Below are 20,433 nucleotides of genomic sequence, written 5' to 3'. Positions count from 1 at the left end.
ACCTATTCCTGTCAGCCTTTAACTGCTCCTGACATAGACTCATTATAGCATTTTTGCATAATCATAAACAAGGCGGCAATTGGAATTGATATAAGTACTGCACCAGCAGCAAATCTTGTATACCACACATCAACATATTCCTTCTCAAGCATCTGCCAAAGACCAATGGCAACTGTGTAATAATCTGCATTGGCACGGCATATTACTCTTGCAAATATAAAATCCACCCAAGGTGCTATAAATGATGTCAGAACCGTGTATACAATAATAGGTTTACTTAATGGAATTGTAATCTTGGTAAATACCTGCCATTTGGTAGCACCATCAATTAATGCGGCTTCATCAATAGTCTTAGGTATTGTGTCAAAGAAGCCTTTGGCAATATAGAACTGAATACCAGCCGAAGCCGAATACACAAGCACCAATGCCACTCTTATCATACTTCCCTCTGACAAACCGATAGCCTTTAATATGTAATACACAGCTATCATTGCCATAAATGCCGGAAATAAACCAAGTATCATTGCAACATTCATCATAGCTTTTCTCATCTTGAACTTAAGTCGTGACATACAATAAGCTACTGATAATACAAAAAATGTAGATATAATACAAGAAAATACAGCCACAATCAATGTATTGGTAAACATTCGTGGGAAATTAAGTATTCCCGTATCTGTAAATAACTTAATATAATTATCAAGTGAATAGCTTTTAGGGAAGAATGAGCTTGTATATGCTCCCTTCTGTGCCCTGAAGCTTGTAAGAATTATCCATACAAGCGGACTTACCCACACAATCGCAAGCAATGTAAGCACTGTATGTGCAAGTATATTTTTTATAGTCTTCTTCTTTTTCATTGGAATCCCTCCTCATCTTTATAAGATTTGGTTCTCCTGTATACAAGAAGTGAACCGAGTGCAAGAAATACGAATGTCATAATACCTATAACAGCTCCAAGATTATAATACTGGTAATCTACCGTCATCTTATAAAGCCACGTTACAAGCAGATCTGTCTTTCCTGCTGTATGTCCCGCAAGCACTGGGTCGCCCTTTGTAAGCAGATACACGATATTAAAGTTATTAACATTAGCAGTAAATGTAGTTATCAGGTAAGGTGTTGTTACAAATAACATATAAGGCATAGTTATTTTAAAGAATTTGACAAAGCCATTAGCTCCGTCCACATCTGCCGCCTCATATAATTCCATTGGAATATTCTGCAATATTCCTGTTACCTGCAATATTGTGTATGGAATACCAATCCATAGATTGACTATTATAACTGTCATTCTTGCCCATGTTGCATTAGTAAAGAATGGAAGTGACTTGCTTATCCAGCCAGCATTTTTTAATACAACATTTATAATACCATCCTGTGCCAGCATACTTCTTATTATAAGAAGTGATACGAACTGCGGAATTGCAATTGATAATATGAATATAAATCTCCAGAATGACTTAAACTTAGTTCCTTTTCTATTAATAAGCAGTGCCACAAGAATTCCAAGTATATAATTAAGAAATGTAGCTAATACTGCCCATATAATAGTCCAGCCAAACACTGACCAGAATGACTGTCCTATTGAACTTCCTGAATTAAATATAAGCTTAAAGTTCTCAAGCCCTACCCAGTCAAATAATACAAGATGACTGTCTACCTTGCTGTAACTTGTAAATGCCATTGAAATCATAAATACAAGCGGAAGTATTGTGAATACAAGTATTCCTGTAACTGGGAGTACAAGTAAAAGCTTATGAAGATTTTCATTGAACAATGCTTTAATATCTTCCACAAATGTATTAATATGCTTACCCTGTTTCATTCTTAACTCTACATTATAAGCACTTTTTAACGAACTAACTGCAAGAATAATATAGGCACATATAATAAATATTACAGTTATTCCATAAAGCAGAATAAGCAGCGAATTATCACCCTGTACATACTCATATATTCCAAGCTTTTCATTCCATATCTCTTCCTGTTCCCTGCTGCCAAGACCAGGAAGTCCTGCAAGACAGCTGATTCCTTTTATTATCATAAATATTATAAATGCTGCCTCTAAAGCTATATATAATATTCCTTTTATTATCTGTCTGCCCCTGAAATTACCAAGTCCGAGTATTAATAAACTGAGTTTTGTCGTCAAATCGCCATATTTCATAGAATTACGAAATGTAATGTCTTTCATTGACCACACCTCCTGACCATTATATGATGTCAAGTAAAATTCTGGGTCAATTAATACTGACCCAGAATTGTTAGAATTGATATTTACTATTTTACAATTGATGTATTAATCTGATTATAGAAATCTAATGTCTTGGCTTCTGCATTATCAGCAGTAACCTCACCGTTAACAATTGCTTTAGCAAAATTCTGAGCTGGTGTCCAGTAATCATTCATACCTGTAACTGTAGGCTGAATTACAGATGTCTTATTAAATGTATCATTCTGTGCTGATACAAGAGCATCTTTCTTAATTACATCTGTTGCAAGTAACTCTGTATTACAAGGAATAACATTTCTTAACTCATAATGCTTAGCCTGTGCATCCTTGCCTCCAAGATATTTAGCAAGTGCAACTGCTACCTGCTGATACTTGCAATTAGGGTTAACTGCTATAGCCTTTGAACCTGCAAATGCTTTAAGCTGCTTATCTGTTCCGTTAATCTTAACAGTTGGTAATGATACTGCACCAAAGTTATCTCCTAATATTTCCTTAACACTCTTATAATCCCATGAACCTGAGAAGTAAGCACCAACGCTTCCATCTCTTAAACCAGCAATACCTACACCCTGTAAATCATTGACAAAGTTAGGATTATTAACAAGTGCAACTAAAGCCTTGGTTGCTTGTGTTCCTTTATCACCCTTAATATCTACGCCTGCTGAATTATCCTTGCCGTCTTTTCCGAAATATGTACAGCCATTAGCAAGATAGAATGATGACATATACCAGCCTTCTGTTATATTAAATGCTACCTTGTTCTTTGAAAGCATTGTATCAAGACTCTTTATATCGCTTTCTGAGAATTTGCTCTTATCATAGAACATAAACCATGTATTAGTAGTAAATGGAACACCATATACACTGCCATCAACTGATACTGAATCAACTATTGCACTTGAATTAGTACTCTTAACATAATCTGCTGTTTCACCACCAAGCTTTGCTATAGCATTTGCATCAATAAGTGTCTGCAACTGATCATTAGCGAAGAAATATACATCGCCTGAATTCGCAGGATCCTGTGTAACTGTCTTACCTGCATCTGTCTCAGAACATACTCCGTATTCAAAAGTCAGATTCCATTCAGGATGTTCTGAATTGAACTGCTCGCACATTGTCTGAAGCCATTTGCCATTTTCTTCTGCCTGATCCTCTGCCGGGCCCCATACCTTAATAGTGGCTGTGATATTCTCATTATTATCCGCTGATTTGTTATCGTTTCCTCCACAGCCCACAAGCAATGAGCCACACATTGTTGCCGCCATAACAGCAGCCGCTAATCTTTTAAACCTCATAAACATACCTCCATTTCTTAATGCGTTTAACCGCTGATATGTACCATCTATTTATATAATACCCATTACCCGGAATACATATTATATATAATTAATTCGGTACATATCTTTTTGTAATTTATTTACAAGTTCTTTTGATAGTTTAATTATATGTTTATTTTATGAGAAATTAAATATAAGAAATTTTAGAAACATATTGGAATTTTTACATAAAAAATAAACAAAAAAGAAATGTTATCAAATAATGACAACATTTCTTTTTTATACTCATACTATTTATCATACTTTTTCATTAAGTATATCCGTTAATTAAATTAGTATATTATTATGTTTAGTTTATCTGCTATACAGCATATCAGACTGGCTTTCTTGCCGGGAACTCTATTGTTATAACCGTTCCATTCTCATCACTGCTTACTTTAAGATTATACTGCTCACCGTAAAACAGCCTTATACGGTCATTGACATTTCTTGCTCCATATCCGCCAGACTCACTTGTTAAGAATGTATGAGCCGTTTCTTTTGGCATACCAATGCCATTATCCTTAACCTCAATATGAATAAGTCCGTTATGAAGCTTTGCTACAACAGTGATAACTCCTCTTCTATCAGTCAAAAGGTCTATTCCATGCTCAATAGCATTTTCAACAAGAGGCTGTAATATAAGATTAAGTGATTCATATTCAAGCACATTTTCATCAATATCCATAACAACATCAAATGAATTATCGTGCATTATCTGCTGTATGTTAAGATATGACTCCATATTACTTAATTCCTGCTTTACAGTCAGCGTATTCTTACCCTTATTAAGTGAAGTCCTGTAATAGTTAGAAAGGGCAAGTGTTATACTGCTTATGTCATCCTGTCCGTACTCAATCGCCTTCCAGTTTATAAGCGATAATGAATTATAGAGGAAATGTGGGTTAATCTGTGCCCTTAATGCTCTCATCTCCGACTCTTTCTGGCTTAATTTCCCCTCATACACCTCATTGATAAGATTATTAATCGTACCCGTCATACTATTAAAGCCGTGTATCAATGCACCGATTTCATCCTTATCTGATGACCTTATAACAACATCAAAATCTCCATTCTCAACCTTTTCCATACTTGTTCTTAATTTATATATCCTCTTAGTTATGAAATCAGATGTAAATATTGTAGCCGCAGCCATTCCAATACACGCAACAACTAATGCAAGCACAATCATTGTAATAATGGAATTAGTTGATTTTAACATAAGCGACTTTGGTGCATACACATAGCTTGTCCAGCCTGTAACGTCTGAGTTCTGCTTAATAAGCACATAACCTGCTATATTACTGCATACATTTTCTGAAAAATCCGCTTTTTCTATAAACTCAGTAAACCGGCTGTCTGAAAGGATATATTTATCGGCATTATCCAAAAATGCTGCTTTTTTGCTTATAATACTACCATTGCCATCAGTTACTATAATGCCACTGTTATCTATAAGTCCTTTTGCATAAATATCCATTATACTGTCATAATCTACATTAATATACATAATTCCAGTAATGCCGGCAGTGGCAAGCGTAGACATCTTCCTTGCTGATATAAGCTCTTTCTTATCTTTATCGACATACCAGTTAATATTAGTCGAATTAACTGCTGAATTATAAAATGCTTCATTCTCAATCTCTGATAATGGTGCAAGTGTAGTGTCGTGCTTTATTCCGTTATTAATGTATATCGTCACCTTGTTAATATCATTGTGAAAATATTTCAATGAAGATACAAGCGGGTCAAATGTCGTAACAATCTGGCTGTACATTTCATATTTGTTGCTGTAATTGTAGGAAAGTATTCCTGATACAGTTTCATTAAATGTTATGTAATTGGACAGATTATCATATACCTCTATCTGTCCGTCCACTGTTGTAACCGACTGCCTTAATGCACTTTCCATTGAACGGACATCCCTGTCCATAAGTATTGAGCGCATCTGTCCATACGCAAATACAAAAAGTATTATAAGTGGCAGAAGACCTGTGACGACATATATTATAACAAGCTTATTCTGAAGCTTTATATTATTCACCCATTGCTTTAATTTTAATGGTTCACTCATAACACTTCACCTTTATCCCTGAACTTCTGAGGGCTTACACCGAAATATTCCCTGAAACTCTGGCAGAAATATGACACATTCGGATAACCTGTCTTCTCACTTATATTAACAATCTTCATATTAGTGTCCGTGAGCAGCTCCTTAGCCTTTTCCATTCTGTACTGTTTTATATATTTGCTCAAGTTCTGCCCTGTCTCTTTCTTAAAAAGCGAACTTAGATAACTTGGTGCAAGATATACCATATCCGCTAGCTGCTGTGCACCTAACTCCTCACTATAATGATTATGTATATACTCCTTAACCGTTTCAATCTCTCTGTGCATTGTCAATGGATTACTGATAAAACTCTTCTCTAATATATCAATATTATGATTAACAATATCCATTATGCAGTTAAAATCCTCTGATGTATACAACTTATCAATCTGTGATGCAAATTCATCTTCATTGGTCCCTGGAAGTGCATCATAGAAATCTTTAAGCAGGTTAGAGAATACGAACTTAATATATATATGTGAAAAATTCGACTGGCTTCTGTATTTCTTGCATAAAGCATCAAAATGTATTCTTAAAAATGTTACATCTTTCATCTTAATGTCCTGCTTCATCTGCTTCATAAGAACATCATCATCTATCTGTACGAAAACAGGCATTTTATCACTTATATCGTTGGTAAATATATAGTTATTTGTCTGGTAGAACTTATTGCTCATAAGGTTTTCTAATTCGTCCATCATATCAGATATCCTGTGATAATCATCTATAATATCAGACACAGCTGCATACATAAACTGTCCCGTCTTACCGAATATATAATTATGCAGCTTTTCAAGCATATTCTTTAACAAATCCATACTTAACGCCTTAGCTTCATCTTTAATAAGAATAACTGACTGCTGTGTATTAAGATTAAGATACTGATATTCAATATCTCCCATACAATCCGCAAGGGTTAATATATTGGCATCTCCACCATCATATTTACCAAAGAAATCGGTATTGAATTCTATAAGAATAAGCCTGTTATAGCTTCTAAGAAAATCATCGCTTTCTAATATTCCCTTGGTATCAGCCTTATTAAGAAGCGAATACAGATAGAACTGCTTAACAAAATCCGCCTGTTTATTATAATTACTTGTATGAATACGTTCCTCATCAAGCTCTGCACACACTTTCTTAATTGTGTTCTCAAACTCCACAGGGTCAACAGGCTTTAAAATGTAATCTTTAACTCCCAGCTTTACCGCAAGCTTGGCATATTCAAATTCATTATATCCAGAAAATATTATTGTTTTAAGTTTTATATTATCTTCATTGAGCTTTTTAATAAGTGTTATTCCGTCCATAAATGGCATCTTCACATCTGTGAGAAGAATATCAATATGCTCTGCTTCATCACTGCATAAATATTCATATGCTTCCTTTCCATTAGCAGCCTCAACTATGCCCGCATTAATTGAAAGCCTTTTTAACAGCATTATTATTCCATTACGCTCTATTCTCTCATCATCAACAATTAATATATTATACATTTATTCTCCAATCTTTTTCCTGTATTTAACATACCTTAATAAATATACCAGCTTATATATTCTGCCCCTGTTTGTTATCCGAATATTGCAGGTTTTATTTTATATTATTTTACTATATTTTCTATATTTTGTAACCCATTTTTCTAATTATATATTATGCCAGCCTTGATTATCACTAAAAAAGCCTCTTAAAAGATATTTTCAATCCTTTAAGAGGCTGTCTGTTTATTAATACTTAATATTATTTGTTAGTTTCTTCAATGAACTCCTTGAGCTGTTTCTTAGCCTTGCCTGACACAATAATCTCTCTTGCCTTCTCAATACCATCCTTTAATGTAATTCCGTCTGAAGCAAGATATATAGCTGCACCAGCGTTAAGTAATACAACATCTGTCTTAGGTCCTTTAGCACCACCTAATATATCATTAACGATAGCTGCATTCTCCTGTGGTGTTCCACCAACAAGATCTTCCTTATTGCATCTTGTAAGTCCTAAATCTTCTGGCTTAATAACATATGACTTGAATTCATCGTTCTTGAATTCACATACCTTAGTCTCTGCACTAAGAGAAATCTCGTCCATAGAATCTCTGCCATATACAACCATAGCTCTCTTAACACCAAGATTTCTTAATACATGTGCAAGTGGTTCAACAAGTTCTTCGCTATATACACCGAATAACTGCATAGTAGCACCTGCTGGATTAGCTAATGGTCCAAGTACATTAAATAATGTTCTTATACCCATCTCTTTTCTTACAGCACCAACAAATCTCATTGCTGGGTGATACTTCTGTGCAAATAAGAAACAAAGATTAATATCTTTTAATATCTGGGCACTTCTTGCTGGAGCACAATCAATCTTTACACCAAGTGCTTCAAGACAATCGGCTGTTCCACACTTACTTGAAGCAGCTCTGTTACCATGCTTTGCAACAGGTATTCCTGCGGCAGATACAACAACTGATGAGAGTGTAGATATATTGATAGTATTAGAACCATCTCCACCTGTTCCTACGATCTCAAGCACATCCATATCATTAAGGAAACGCTCGCAGTGTGAACGTAATACCTTAGCTGCTGATGTAATCTCGTCAATTGTCTCACCTTTCATTGATAATGCTGTAAGGAATGAAGCTTTCTGTGCATCTGTAGCCTCTCCTGTCATTATCTCTTCCATAACCTGTTCCATAACCTCTGATGTGAGATCTTCTCTTTTAACTAACTGAGCTATTGCTTCTTTAATCATCGCCAAAACCCTAACCTTTCAAAAATCTATTTACATATTAGTCCTATATGTTTTCGCTGTCAATCCATAAAATAGCAATTAAACTGTCAGTTTTGAAAATATCATCAAAAATAAAGTCTTCATAAAGGTTCTCTATATTATCTTCTGAATATTCAACCTGTCTTGAGAAAATGTGCACTACATCCATTCTATCCTTGAAAGAATACTCTCTGTGGTTATCCAACCACCTTATAATATCCATCTGTCTTATAACAAAAAAATTAGTTACTAACATCTGACATTTGCCAAGGAAATCATAATCATATATTGACTTTGCAAAATATCTAAACACCAAATACTCCAAAAGCTGTCTGTATTCATATGCCCTTGAAACCATATAAGTTCCAAATTCCTCATTTAGTATATTGTATTCTTCATCACTCATCTGCTCAAAAAGGCTGTCAATAATATCCTTAAGTATGACCTCCCACTCAGGATTAAGCACTTCCATTTCTTCATAAGGATACAAAATCTGTCTTATACCCTGTTGTAATGATATATCCTCAAATTGTCCGCTGTCGCTTAGATTTCTTGTTTCATCTAAAGTATGGGCAATTCCTTCTTTGAGGTAATCATTAACAACAGATTTAATATTATCATACTCATCAGTGTTAATACACTGCTGGATTTTACTTCCCATATCAAGTATGACAATCAGCTTTTCGTGTATTGACAGGCTTTCCTTGGCTAATATCTTAAATACAGCCTCTCTTGCCGCGAATATCTGTAATGCAAATGAACTGTCATATTCTGAACTCGGTTCATATTCTTCATCACAGGCAGCAGTTTCCATACTAAAAGGACGATTTTCAGACAATATAATCCTTGCTGCTTCTTCACAGGCAAGACCAATTCCTGATTCCTTTATTGTACCATAATATTCCGAATATCTTGGAAACTGCTTACATACAACACCAAGATAATCTTCTCCAAGATTTTTATGTATTTCACATAAGCCATTATCATCAAGCATAGGACATTTGCCGTCACATAATTTGAAGCAATACTCCTCATCTTCATTCTGTGTTATGCTGTCAAGAATCTTGTGTTTAAGCTCACCTGTCATATTATTATAACGCTCATAGGTTTCATCATCTATGTCTATCTCCCAGCCGCCTATACAGCAGTTATCCTTACATTCGCTTGTTATACATCCAAATTCGTTATAATAAAATGGTACTCTCTGTTTCATTATCTTTACCTCAAAGTATATTCTATATAATTCTGTTAAATATATCTGATTTTATGTCTGCGATATCATCAATACTAATAATTATGTTATCCTGCATAACTATAATTTTCTGATAATCATCAATCTTTTTAATTACGCCGCTTATTGTAACATATTCTCCGCCATCTTTTCTTAAATCTTTAACAAAATAAGTTATGGTTACAACCGGCTGGCTGGCTATATTTGCTCGTAATATGGCGAATTTATTATTAAGAATATTAAGTTGTTCCTCGTCCTGTTCTATTTTCTCATCTGTAAGCCTTGCTGTTTCTGATATAGCTGCTCCAAGTCCGGTAAGTGCAGCAAATGGAGAAAACTGAGCAGCACGCTCATAATTAGACATTCTTTTATGCCTGTTATTTACAGGACGGGATTTATTAATTATATCTTCATATCCATTCAAAATAGTTCTCATTTCCCAATTATCAGCTTTATTCGTGATGACCGCCAATCTGCCTGTTTCTGTCCATAGCTGTCGCACCTTCTTTAAGATTCATTCCTCTGACAATTGCATTTTTGCCATATTTTTTCTTAATATCAACCATAGTCTTTAAGACTTTCTTCTCTTTTTCAAGCTTAGCACTTTCTTCCTCATTATCATCTTTATTAATAAAATCTGTGAATAAATCCATCTGATGATAAGAAGAATTCTTATTAACTGCTTCTTTTTCTGTTATGACGTGATTAGCCGTTATATTAATTCGTCTTGATAAAAGCCTTTTATCTACTATATCATCATACAGTCTGGTAACTGCCTGCGTAGCAAGTGCAACTGAAGCTGTATAACGAGAAAGATTAGCCGTTCCGTGAGCGTGCTTTGGTATCTTCCTGCCATATCTGTCTTTTACAACCTCGCCTTTATACTCACCTACACTTCTTCCGGTGGATATATTATCTATATCATATCCAACTGTAAGCACAAGCTGGTCTGTCACAAGTCCTTTATCTATAAGGTCAAGCATAAGCAGATCTACCATCTCACATACAACTAACCTTGTCTTCTCATAATTATATGCACAGTGAAGTACCTGTCCCGATGATATGCTGTTGCTTTCCGGCTTATACTGCTTAATGTCTGCTATTGTACACGGCTCATACCCCCACGCGTGGTCAATAAGGAGCTCTGCATTTACCCCAAACAGCTTATAGAGCAGTTCCTCATTATAGAAATCCTGCTCACCGCCAAGCGAACATCTCGCAACATCGCCCATTGTATATATACCATACTCTTTAAGTCTGGAAGCATATCCAGCACCCACTCTCCAGAAATCTGTAATAGGCTTGTGTCCCCATAGCTTTTCCCTATAGCTTCGTTCGTCTAACTCAGCTATTCTCACACCATCTTTATCTGCCGGAATATGCTTGGCAACTATATCCATAGCAATCTTACATAGATATAGATTCGTTCCTATGCCTGCCGTTGCAGTAATTCCTGTCGACTCAAGCACATCTTTAATCATAGTCATAGCCAGCTGGTGCGGTGTCATCTTATAGGTATTAAGATATGCCCCGACATCAATAAATACTTCATCAACCGAATATATATGAATATCCTCAGGTGCAACATATTTAAGGTAAATGTTATATATCTGTGTACTATATTTCATATATAAAGACATTCTTGGAGGTGCAATTATATAAGAAAGCTCGTAAGATTCATTATTCTTCAGTTCTTCTGAACTATATGAGCTTCCTGTAAACTGCCTGTTTCTTAACCTGCTCTTTCTTAGTGCATTGACCTCCTTGACCTTCTGTACAACCTCAAAAAGCCTTGCTCTCCCTGATATTCCGAAAGCCTTTAATGATGGTGACACGGCAAGGCATATCGTCTTTTCGGTTCTTTGGGGATCAGCAACTACAAGATTGGTATCAAGTGGGTCTAAATTTCTTTCGACACACTCCACAGATGCATAAAATGTCTTTAGATCTATTGCTATATACATATGGTTATTCTGCATTAATCATTCCCCACAATTAAATCTTACGCATAACCTCAAGTCTGCGGTGCAGCATTTTAATATGTTCCAGTTCCTTATCGTCAACTGCTCTTCCAGAATAATAGTATTCCACCGTTCCACACAGTTTATCATCATTATTATCAAGAACACCATTCTTTATAAGTATATTTTTTAAGTAATTAGATACTCCGATATTACCATCTATTATCTCAATATCATCCGGAAACAGCTTCGCAAATGAATCTTTGAAATAATTAAAATGTGTACAGCCAAGCACAAGTTCTGAATAATCATTAAAGTTATGTCCTGCAAACTGATTGTTAAGATAATTCATAACCTCTGCTGAATTAAATTCATCCTGCTGTGCAAATCTTACTAGCTTAGGAAGTGCAATAACATCTACCTTTGAGTCTATATCATACTTCATAATAAGATTTTTAAGTTTCACTCCCTTAGCCGTAACCGGAGTTGCAACAACCATTATCCTCTTACCCCTGTTATGTGCACAGGCTGGCTTAACTGCAGGTTCAATGCCGATTATTGGAATCTGGTATTTATTTCTTAAAAATGTAATGGCTGCACTAGTAGCTGTGTTGCACGCTAACACTATTGCCTTACAGCCCTTTGATACAAGAAAATCAACTGCCCTGTCTACATACTCTCTTATCTGTTCTGTAGTCTTTTCTCCATATGGCACATTATCAACATCTGCATAAAATACATAATCAACTTCAGGCAATGTTATCATTGCCTGATGAAGCAGTGATAAGCCGCCAATTCCTGAATCAAATATACCTATCTTCACGGTCCACACCTCATTTCCTTATACTTAAAGTCTTGTCGTCCACTCACTGCAATCCCACACGTCTGTTGCAAGTCCGTCATAGAACTCTGGCTCGTGGCATACCATAAGTATACTTCCTTTGTATTCTATAAGTGCTCTTTTTAGTTCTTCCTTGGCATCTACATCTAAGTGGTTAGTAGGCTCATCTAACACAAGAATATTAGACTCCCTATTTACAAGCTTGCATAATCTTACCTTTGCCTGTTCACCACCACTTAACACTCTTACCTTGCTTTCAATATGCTTAGTTGTAAGTCCGCATTTGGCTAATGCTGACCTTACCTCATACTGTGTAAAACCAGGAAATTCCTGCCATATCTCTTCAAGACAGGTTGTGTTAATATCAGGTGGCATCTCCTGTTCAAAATATCCTATCTCAAGATAATCACCCATTACTGCCTCACCTGATAAAGGCTTAATTAAACCTAAAAGGCTCTTTAACAATGTAGATTTACCAATTCCGTTAGCACCTGTAAGTACTATTTTCTTACCTCTTTCCATCTCGAAATTAAGAGGCTTTGATAAAGGCTCATCATATCCGATTACAAGATCTTTAGTTGTAAATACATATTTGCCGGAAGTTCTAGCAACTTTAAAATTGAATTCTGGCTTTGGTTTATCCTTGGCTAACTCAATCATCTCCATATTATCAAGCTTTTTCTGTCTTGACATAGCCATATTTCTTGTTGCAACCCTGGCCTTATTTCTTGCAACAAAATCCTTCAAATCAGCAATCTCTTTCTGCTGTTTGTCGTAGGCTGCTTTCATCTGTGCCTGCTTCATCTCATACACTTCCTGGAACTTATAATAATCACCAACATATCTGTTAAGCTGCTGATTATCCATATGGTATATTATATTAATAACGCTGTTAAGAAATGGAATATCGTGTGATATTAATATAAACGCGTTCTCATAATCTAAAAGGTATCTTTTAAGCCAGTCAATATGCTCCTTGTCAAGATAGTTAGTAGGCTCATCCAGAAGCAGAATATCAGGCTTTTCAAGAAGCAGCTTTCCTAATAAAACCTTAGTTCTCTGTCCACCACTAAGATCTGTTACATCTTTATCAAGTCCCAGCTCCAAAAGCCCCAATGCCCTTGCAACTTCTTCAACCTTAGCATCTATCATATAGAAATCGTGATTAGTAAGCATATCCTGAATTGTACCTAATTCTTCCATATATTCAGTCATCTGCTCGTCATCTGCATCCATCATCTTGTCACAGATTTCATTCATTCGTTCTTCCATAACAAATAAATCATCAAATGCCTGCCGCATTACAGAACCTATAGTCATTCCTTTTTCAAGTACAGAATGCTGGTCAAGATATCCCACCTTAATATTCTTAGCCCATTCAATCCTGCCCTCATCAGGCATAAGCTTTCCTGTAATTATATTCATAAATGTGGACTTTCCCTCACCATTAGCTCCAACAAGTCCGATATGTTCACCCTTTAATAATCTAAACGATACATCATCAAATATCGCTCTGTCACCAAATCCGTGTGTAAGATGTTCAACATTTAATAAACTCATATATTATCTCCATTCTTGTGCATATTAAAAGCCCCTTTCTTATTCAAAAAGGAGCTTTTACAATTCTGAAATATCATTGGAAATCCTGTGTGTGAAATCTTCTATAATACACCTTTAAAGAATTCTTTGATACTTTAATCTTCTTTAACTGTATTCCACCTGATAAGAATTCCTGAGGAATATTATTAATAAAATACTTCTGTAACATAGCTTTTAACTGCATATTCTTAGATCTCTGCAATGCTACAAGAAAGAATACAACAACAAATAACAGAAGCTTAATACCCATTGGTACATTATTCCAGATATATAATGCTAAATTTGTTGAAAATGTAAATATAACAAATGCAAATATCATATTAAATATAACCGTAAATATGTAAGTCTTAATCCATTCAACAAGATTAAGTGCTTTTAACTGATATAACAGCTTGTGATAATTCCTTGACTCTTCAACCGTAATAGGCATCTCATATACTTCCATAAGACTCCTCCATTAACTGTGCTTTTAATAGATTATATCCCCAAAATGCCTTATTTGCAACCATTAATACCGCTTCATTTATTAATAATCACTTAAGATTTCCTCAACATATTTAATTGAAATTTCAAGATAATTAGATATCTCATATTCTGGCACACCATTATCGTGAAGAATGAATATTAATTCTTCTATTGTTGTACCTTTTTGTCTTTCCATAACTATAAAATGTTTAACTTGTGCCTCATTCATAATTCCCCACCTCCATATGTCTTATGTATCTAGTTATTAACATATAGTTCTGACTGTTTAATTATTTTATCAAGCATATGTACTCTTATAAATGGGAAAGAGAAGTAATATCCGTCAACTATATCGATGGATTTATTAATAATTTCAACAGCCAAATCAATTCCTGCCTGCTCTCCTTCTTCTTTAGTCATATCCGGTCTGTATCTTAACAGAACCTCATCAGTTACATTAATGCCTGTCATCTCATTCTTCATAAATGAAGCATTCTTAAAGCTCACTAACGGCATTATTCCACATAGAATTCTTGCACCTGTTTCTTTTTTTATTGTGGCAATTCTTTCTATATCCTCATCACAGAATGCTGGCTGTGTCATAAAAAATGTAGCTCCTGCTTCCATTTTCTTCTTTACTCGTCCAATCTCTATATCCAGTCTTTTTCTGCCCTGATTAATAGCTCCGCCATATGTAACAGGCTGGTCTGCAAACTGTTCTGAATTCATATCATCTAATATATTCATAAAGCCTACAGAGTCAAAGTTAAATACGCTCTTAACACTGCTTCTCATTACCGAAGGTATTGGATCACCTGTAATGACAAGAAAATTATTAATGCCATTAATATCAGCACCTAATATCTGTGACCTGATTGCGATGGCATTTTTATCCCTACAGCAAAGATGTGGCATAACACACATTCCCGTCTGCCTTGACACTTTTTCTGCCATAAGAATAGAGTCTGCTCTTGTTCTTCCTGATGGTGAGTCAGGAAATGTCAATACATCTACACCCTTGCTTTTAAGATAATGTGCCGCATCTAAGAGCTTATCAGCATTACTGTCAAATGGAGGTGCAAGCTCAACTGCGATAAGCTTCTTCCCCTCCTTATTGTGATAAAATGCTGTGTTTACTGCCTGTACTGAATTATCAGTCTCCCAATCACAGCCTTCACCCTGTCTGTTCTGTGTAAAATCTGCTTTGGAAGCTATTCTGTCAATATAGTCAGGTGTTGTTCCACAGCAGCCGCCGATTATATCAGCACCTGCATTTAACAATTCACACATTTTATCAGAATAATAATCCATATTCTTGTCAGAGAATATCATACGTCCGCTGACTGCCTGAGGATAACCTGCATTAGGAAGTGCACTTAAATACTTGTCAGTATGACGGCGTTCCTTTAATATGAACTGTTCCATATGTCCCGGTCCAATTCCGCAGTTAAATCCTAGAGCATCGATATACGGATTATCATCTGCAAGCTTAACTAGCTTAGACGAACTAAGTCCACAATTACTATATCCAAACTGGTTGATTGCAAACTGTGTTATAACAAATGGTCTGTCTGTCAAAACACTATCTGCTATATTAATTCCACCAGTCGCAGCACTTCCTATATAATCTATGGCATCAGATATATTAGACAAATCTGCAAATGTCTCGAACACGAATACATTAATTCCTTCTTCAAGAAATACCTTCGCAATATCTACATATTCATCTACTACTGCCTGCTTGTCAAAAAGATTATCATTAGGTATAGGACCTATATCTGCGGCAATATATACTTCCCTGCCACATTCCTTAACTGCCTGTCTTGCATTGGCAACAGCTGCTTTTATATTAGCTTTAACCTCATCAAAATTGCATTCAAGATTAACAGTATTAGCCGCAAATGTATTGGTTCTTATAAGCTTTGCCCCTGCATTAATATATTCTTTGTGAATATCTGTGACACGTCTGCCCATAGTAATATTAACAGACTCTGGCAGTTCATTAGTATCATAAACTCTTGAGTAATATGTACCAAATGCTCCGTCCGTTATTAACTTATGTGCTTCTAAATAGGTTTTAAGCTTTTCCATACAACTCTCTATTCCTCTCTACGTTCTTTTCAATTCTTAATCAATCGGTATTCCTTATAAATACCATTTCAATTAAACCTTAATTAATCAACCGATACTTCTGTTATTAATATATTTCAATTAAAATCACATCTTATTCATATATAATATTGTTAATTAGTAAATCCCATATTGCTACATTGGTGCCGGTCACACTTTAAGTGAATAACCGACACCAATCTGGCATATATTAATATATTTTTTATATTCTACATCTGATTAATGTGTAAGGAAGAACATTAGGGTAAATAATATAGCTATTACCCATGTAAATGCTTTAACTTCCTTAGACTTGCCAGAAAATACTTTTATAAGAATATATGATATAAGACCAAATGCAATACCATAACTTATATTATATGCAAATGACATAAATGCAATTGTAAGGAATGCTGGAACTGCAACTGATATATCATTCCAGTCAATCTTAGCTACACCACCCATCATAAGTACACCAACGTATATAAGAGCTGCTGCTGTAGCACTACCTGGAATTAATGCTGCTATAGGGCTTAAGAACATTGCCACAAAGAACAAACATCCTGTTGTGAATGATGATAAACCTGTCCTTCCACCTTCTGCAACACCTGATGATGACTCAACGAATGTTGTAACTGTAGATGTACCACATACAGCACCTACACAAGTTGCAAGGGCATCTGATAACATAGCCTTCTCAAAATTAGGAACCTGTCCATTCTCATCAAGCATATCACCTCTTGAGCATGCACCATAAAGTGTTCCAAGAGTATCAAACATATCTACCATACAGAAAGCAAGAGCTGTTGTAGCAATTATAAGTACAAGGTCTGCTGTTGTATGATTAGCAAGATAATGTGAGAAATCAAATCCCTGTGTAAATACCTTGCCAAATGACATTGAAGCCCAGTCACCAAATGCAGCAAATGGATTAAGAGTCATTCCCTCAAAAAATCCATCATAAAAGCCTGGTATAGTAAATCCTAATAAATAGTAAATAACCGTTCCACCAAGAATGCCCCAGAGTACTGAACCTTTAATCTTTCTTACTGAAAGAACTGCTATTATAACAAGAGCAGCTATAGTTACAATCTTTGGCATAATTGTTGCCCAGCTTGCATTACCATTAAGTACATTAAATGAAGCAAGATTTACAAGTGTTGACTCATCATTAACAATAAGTCCTGCATTCTGTAAACCAAGAAATGCAATAAAAAGACCGATACCAGCTGGTATAGCCATTCTTACTGCGTCAGGTATAGCAGCAAAAAGCTTTGCTCTTATTCCTGTTATTGTAAGAATAATAAATACAATACCATCTAAAAGAACTAATACAAGTGCGTTAGCATAGCTTAACCCAAAATTAAAGCAGGCTGTATACACGAAAAAAGCATTAAGTCCCATACCTGATGCCAGACCTAGCGGAAGGTTAGCAAGAAATGCCATTGCAAATGTTCCAACAACTGCTGAAAGAGCTGTAGCAATGTATATAGCATTGTAGGATACTTCTGGAAGTGCAGAAAACATACCTGCATTAACCATAAGGATATACGACATTGCCATAAACGTTGTGATACCGGCAAGAACTTCAACTCTTACTGTTGAGCCGTGTTCTTTTACCTTAAAAAACTTTTCCATTATTAAGTCTCCGTTCCTTAAATTATTACGTATGCTTATATAGCGTTTACACTCGATTATAACATACATTTATTAACTTTGACCAGTCTATTTTTATAATTATTTAACAGACTTTAATAGAAAGTTTAATATTATTCAACCATATCTCCAATGTTCTTTAATACATCTTCAAGATTATAAGGCTTAGTAATGAACTTCTTAGCACCTTCTTTAAGTGCCTTAATAACCTTATTCTGCTGTCCTGCGGCTGTTATCATAATAACATTAGCATCCGGATCATAGTCCATAATCTTCTCAAGGCACTCTATACCATCCATATTAGGCATTGTAATATCAAGCGTAACAACATCCGGAGCATACTGCTTATAAGCAAGTTCACCTTCAAGACCATCAGAGGCTTCTGCGACTATACAATATCCAGCATCTTCAAGAATATTTCTTAACATCATTCTTGACATACCTGAATCATCTACGATAAGAACTGTGTGCTTGTCACCCTCATCTACCGAACCAGCCTTAACAGCAAGCTTTCTTGTTACAGGCATCTGCCCTATAGTAACATCACTGTCTACAGCAATATATAATGATACTTCACAGCCATTGATATATATAGGCAGAACATAAGCATTACCCTTGGCAATCTGATTCTCATATGCGAACTGAGGAAGAATTTCGATATCAATATTCTCATTAGATAATGCTGATGAGAAAAGTCCATCTATACAATTAATGAATTCACCTACTGCATCGTAACTTTCAAGTCCGAATTGGAAATCATCTGACTTAGAATATCCCTTTGCAATATCAATAAATGCCTGTGGGTCGTTCTTTACAGCAAAACCTATCACTGAATTAACATCACCTTCACATCTCTGTCCAGCAAATGCCCTATATTCAAAATTATTTACATGCTCAATCTTTCCAATATAATAATTGCTTGTAACAAATCTTGTAATATTTCTTAATGCAAGTGCCGCAATATCTGTTATATATGGCTTTGAAGCATATGCAAACATAGGCACAATCTTATCAATATCATCATTCTTTAAAGCCTCAAGTTCTTCAGGTGCAAAACCAATGCTCTTTCTGAATTCTTCAATGTGTGTTTCAATATCGTTCTGTGAAAGGCCACTTACCTCTTCAAGCACCTGCATAAATTTGATATAAGTGCTTCCCTGCTTATTAAGCATATCCTCTAGCTGTTCCTTAGTTATATAGCCTTCTTCAACCGCTATATCACCGAACTTAGCATCCTTTTGTGTCTGAAGAATATTAATCTCCTCAGCCTTCTCCTTAGTAAGAATACCTTCTGATACAGCAATAAAGCCAAGCTTTGCCCTTACATTTTCCATCTTGCTAATAACTTCATCCAACTGTTCCTTAGTAATAACTTTATTGTCCACAAGATATTTTCCAAATAACTGACTAAACATACATATCTCTCCTTACTATATTATCACTATTCTAATTTTAATATATTCTAATTCATTCTTAATAAAATTTCAATTATTTATTAAGAAAAGTACAAAAAATGAGTACTGCAACCAAAAGGTCACAATACTCATAAAAAAACTATATATTTTGTATATAATCTGTCAATTACTTAATGAGACTTTCTTTAATCTTAACAACTGCCTTATGAATGTTAACTGGTTCATCCATTGTGCAGTTAGGACGATGAATATCATTAGTAAAGAATACTGTGAATTCACCCGGATGTAATGTTACGAACTGCTCATTCTCTACATCTGCATAGAAAATATTATCCTTACCTGCTGGTTCTTCACCTGTAACACCTGGAAGAAGTGGTGCATAGCCCTGTACTTCCTTTCCTGTGAAAAGATACTGGATATCGATATAATTTCTATGGCTTTCTGCTCTCTTATTCTCAACTGGAGCTGTTGTCTGGTCCTGAATAAGTACAAAAATATTATCTCCGTCAAGCTCATATCTTCCCACTGGAAGCTCTGCTGTTTCTGGCTTAGCAAGAAACTCTAAAGCTGTAGCAATAGCTGCTGGATACTGATAATTGCCTTTCTTGGCATTAAGTGATGCATAAATCATTGTTAAAAACCCCTTTCGTGTCTTTTAAAAAATTTCTTATATAAACTGTAGCACTATATGATACAAGTTTCAACACTTTTCTAACAACTTTCCAACC

At 35.3% G+C, this 20,433-nt stretch carries 17 protein-coding genes; all 17 read right to left on the bottom strand.

Annotated features, from left to right (window positions below; genetic code table 11):
- Positions 1 to 11: 11 nt before the first annotated feature.
- Complete coding sequence (locus tag WMO42_RS01450) at positions 12 to 860, bottom strand: sugar ABC transporter permease (protein WP_022502785.1); 849 nt, start codon at positions 858 to 860, stop codon at positions 12 to 14.
- Positions 857 to 2,197: a sugar ABC transporter permease gene (locus tag WMO42_RS01445; RefSeq protein WP_055175386.1), complete on the bottom strand. Its 1,341-nt coding sequence runs from the start codon at positions 2,195 to 2,197 to the stop codon at positions 857 to 859. Before WMO42_RS01445 ends, WMO42_RS01450 begins: the two co-directional genes overlap by 4 nt.
- Positions 2,198 to 2,283: 86 nt before the next feature.
- Entirely contained in the window at positions 2,284 to 3,534 is a 1,251-nt protein-coding gene (locus tag WMO42_RS01440; RefSeq protein WP_116443671.1) for an extracellular solute-binding protein, read from the bottom strand.
- 355 nt (positions 3,535 to 3,889) lie between these two features.
- Positions 3,890 to 5,629: a sensor histidine kinase gene (locus tag WMO42_RS01435; RefSeq protein WP_349191383.1), complete on the bottom strand. Its 1,740-nt coding sequence runs from the start codon at positions 5,627 to 5,629 to the stop codon at positions 3,890 to 3,892.
- Entirely contained in the window at positions 5,626 to 7,161 is a 1,536-nt protein-coding gene (locus WMO42_RS01430) for a response regulator (RefSeq protein ID WP_055175392.1), read from the bottom strand. The genes WMO42_RS01435 and WMO42_RS01430 overlap by 4 nt, the downstream gene beginning before the upstream one ends.
- Positions 7,162 to 7,402: 241 nt before the next feature.
- Complete coding sequence (gene trpD / locus WMO42_RS01425) at positions 7,403 to 8,410, bottom strand: anthranilate phosphoribosyltransferase (RefSeq protein ID WP_022502790.1); 1,008 nt, start codon at positions 8,408 to 8,410, stop codon at positions 7,403 to 7,405.
- Positions 8,411 to 8,453: 43 nt separating this feature from the next.
- A complete protein-coding gene (fliB, locus tag WMO42_RS01420) occupies positions 8,454 to 9,641 on the bottom strand; it encodes a flagellin lysine-N-methylase (RefSeq protein ID WP_055306470.1) in 1,188 nt (395 codons plus the stop codon).
- A 22-nt stretch (positions 9,642 to 9,663) separates the two neighbouring features.
- The gene (locus WMO42_RS01415; RefSeq protein ID WP_242854129.1) at positions 9,664 to 10,083 is read right to left on the bottom strand and encodes a YolD-like family protein; all 420 of its coding nucleotides are present in this window, start codon (positions 10,081 to 10,083) and stop codon (positions 9,664 to 9,666) included.
- 28 nt (positions 10,084 to 10,111) lie between these two features.
- A complete protein-coding gene (locus WMO42_RS01410; protein ID WP_349191382.1) occupies positions 10,112 to 11,638 on the bottom strand; it encodes a DNA methylase in 1,527 nt (508 codons plus the stop codon).
- A gap of 16 nt (positions 11,639 to 11,654) precedes the next feature.
- Positions 11,655 to 12,443, bottom strand: a complete 789-nt coding sequence (gene murI, locus WMO42_RS01405; protein WP_349153706.1) for a glutamate racemase — start codon at positions 12,441 to 12,443, stop codon at positions 11,655 to 11,657.
- Positions 12,444 to 12,467: 24 nt separating this feature from the next.
- Positions 12,468 to 14,021, bottom strand: a complete 1,554-nt coding sequence (locus tag WMO42_RS01400; RefSeq protein ID WP_022502795.1) for an ABC-F family ATP-binding cassette domain-containing protein — start codon at positions 14,019 to 14,021, stop codon at positions 12,468 to 12,470.
- A gap of 73 nt (positions 14,022 to 14,094) precedes the next feature.
- Positions 14,095 to 14,505, bottom strand: a complete 411-nt coding sequence (locus WMO42_RS01395) for a hypothetical protein (protein ID WP_090139536.1) — start codon at positions 14,503 to 14,505, stop codon at positions 14,095 to 14,097.
- A gap of 81 nt (positions 14,506 to 14,586) precedes the next feature.
- Positions 14,587 to 14,754, bottom strand: coding sequence for a hypothetical protein (locus WMO42_RS01390; RefSeq protein WP_022502810.1), 168 nt, complete (start codon positions 14,752 to 14,754; stop codon positions 14,587 to 14,589).
- 29 nt (positions 14,755 to 14,783) lie between these two features.
- Positions 14,784 to 16,616, bottom strand: a complete 1,833-nt coding sequence (locus WMO42_RS01385) for a bifunctional homocysteine S-methyltransferase/methylenetetrahydrofolate reductase (protein WP_349191381.1) — start codon at positions 16,614 to 16,616, stop codon at positions 14,784 to 14,786.
- 258 nt (positions 16,617 to 16,874) lie between these two features.
- Entirely contained in the window at positions 16,875 to 18,272 is a 1,398-nt protein-coding gene (locus tag WMO42_RS01380) for an NCS2 family permease (RefSeq protein ID WP_055306464.1), read from the bottom strand.
- 131 nt (positions 18,273 to 18,403) lie between these two features.
- Entirely contained in the window at positions 18,404 to 19,705 is a 1,302-nt protein-coding gene (locus WMO42_RS01375) for a response regulator (protein ID WP_082437100.1), read from the bottom strand.
- 166 nt (positions 19,706 to 19,871) lie between these two features.
- Positions 19,872 to 20,336, bottom strand: coding sequence for a YhcH/YjgK/YiaL family protein (locus WMO42_RS01370; protein ID WP_055306463.1), 465 nt, complete (start codon positions 20,334 to 20,336; stop codon positions 19,872 to 19,874).
- Positions 20,337 to 20,433 lie beyond the last annotated feature (97 nt).

Source organism: Lachnospira sp. CLA-JM-H23, from assembly GCF_040096425.1.
Classification (GTDB): Bacteria; Bacillota; Clostridia; order Lachnospirales; family Lachnospiraceae; genus Lachnospira; species Lachnospira rogosae.
Note: the sequence above shows the minus strand (reverse complement) of the source record. Positions and strands in the feature narration are given on the sequence as shown.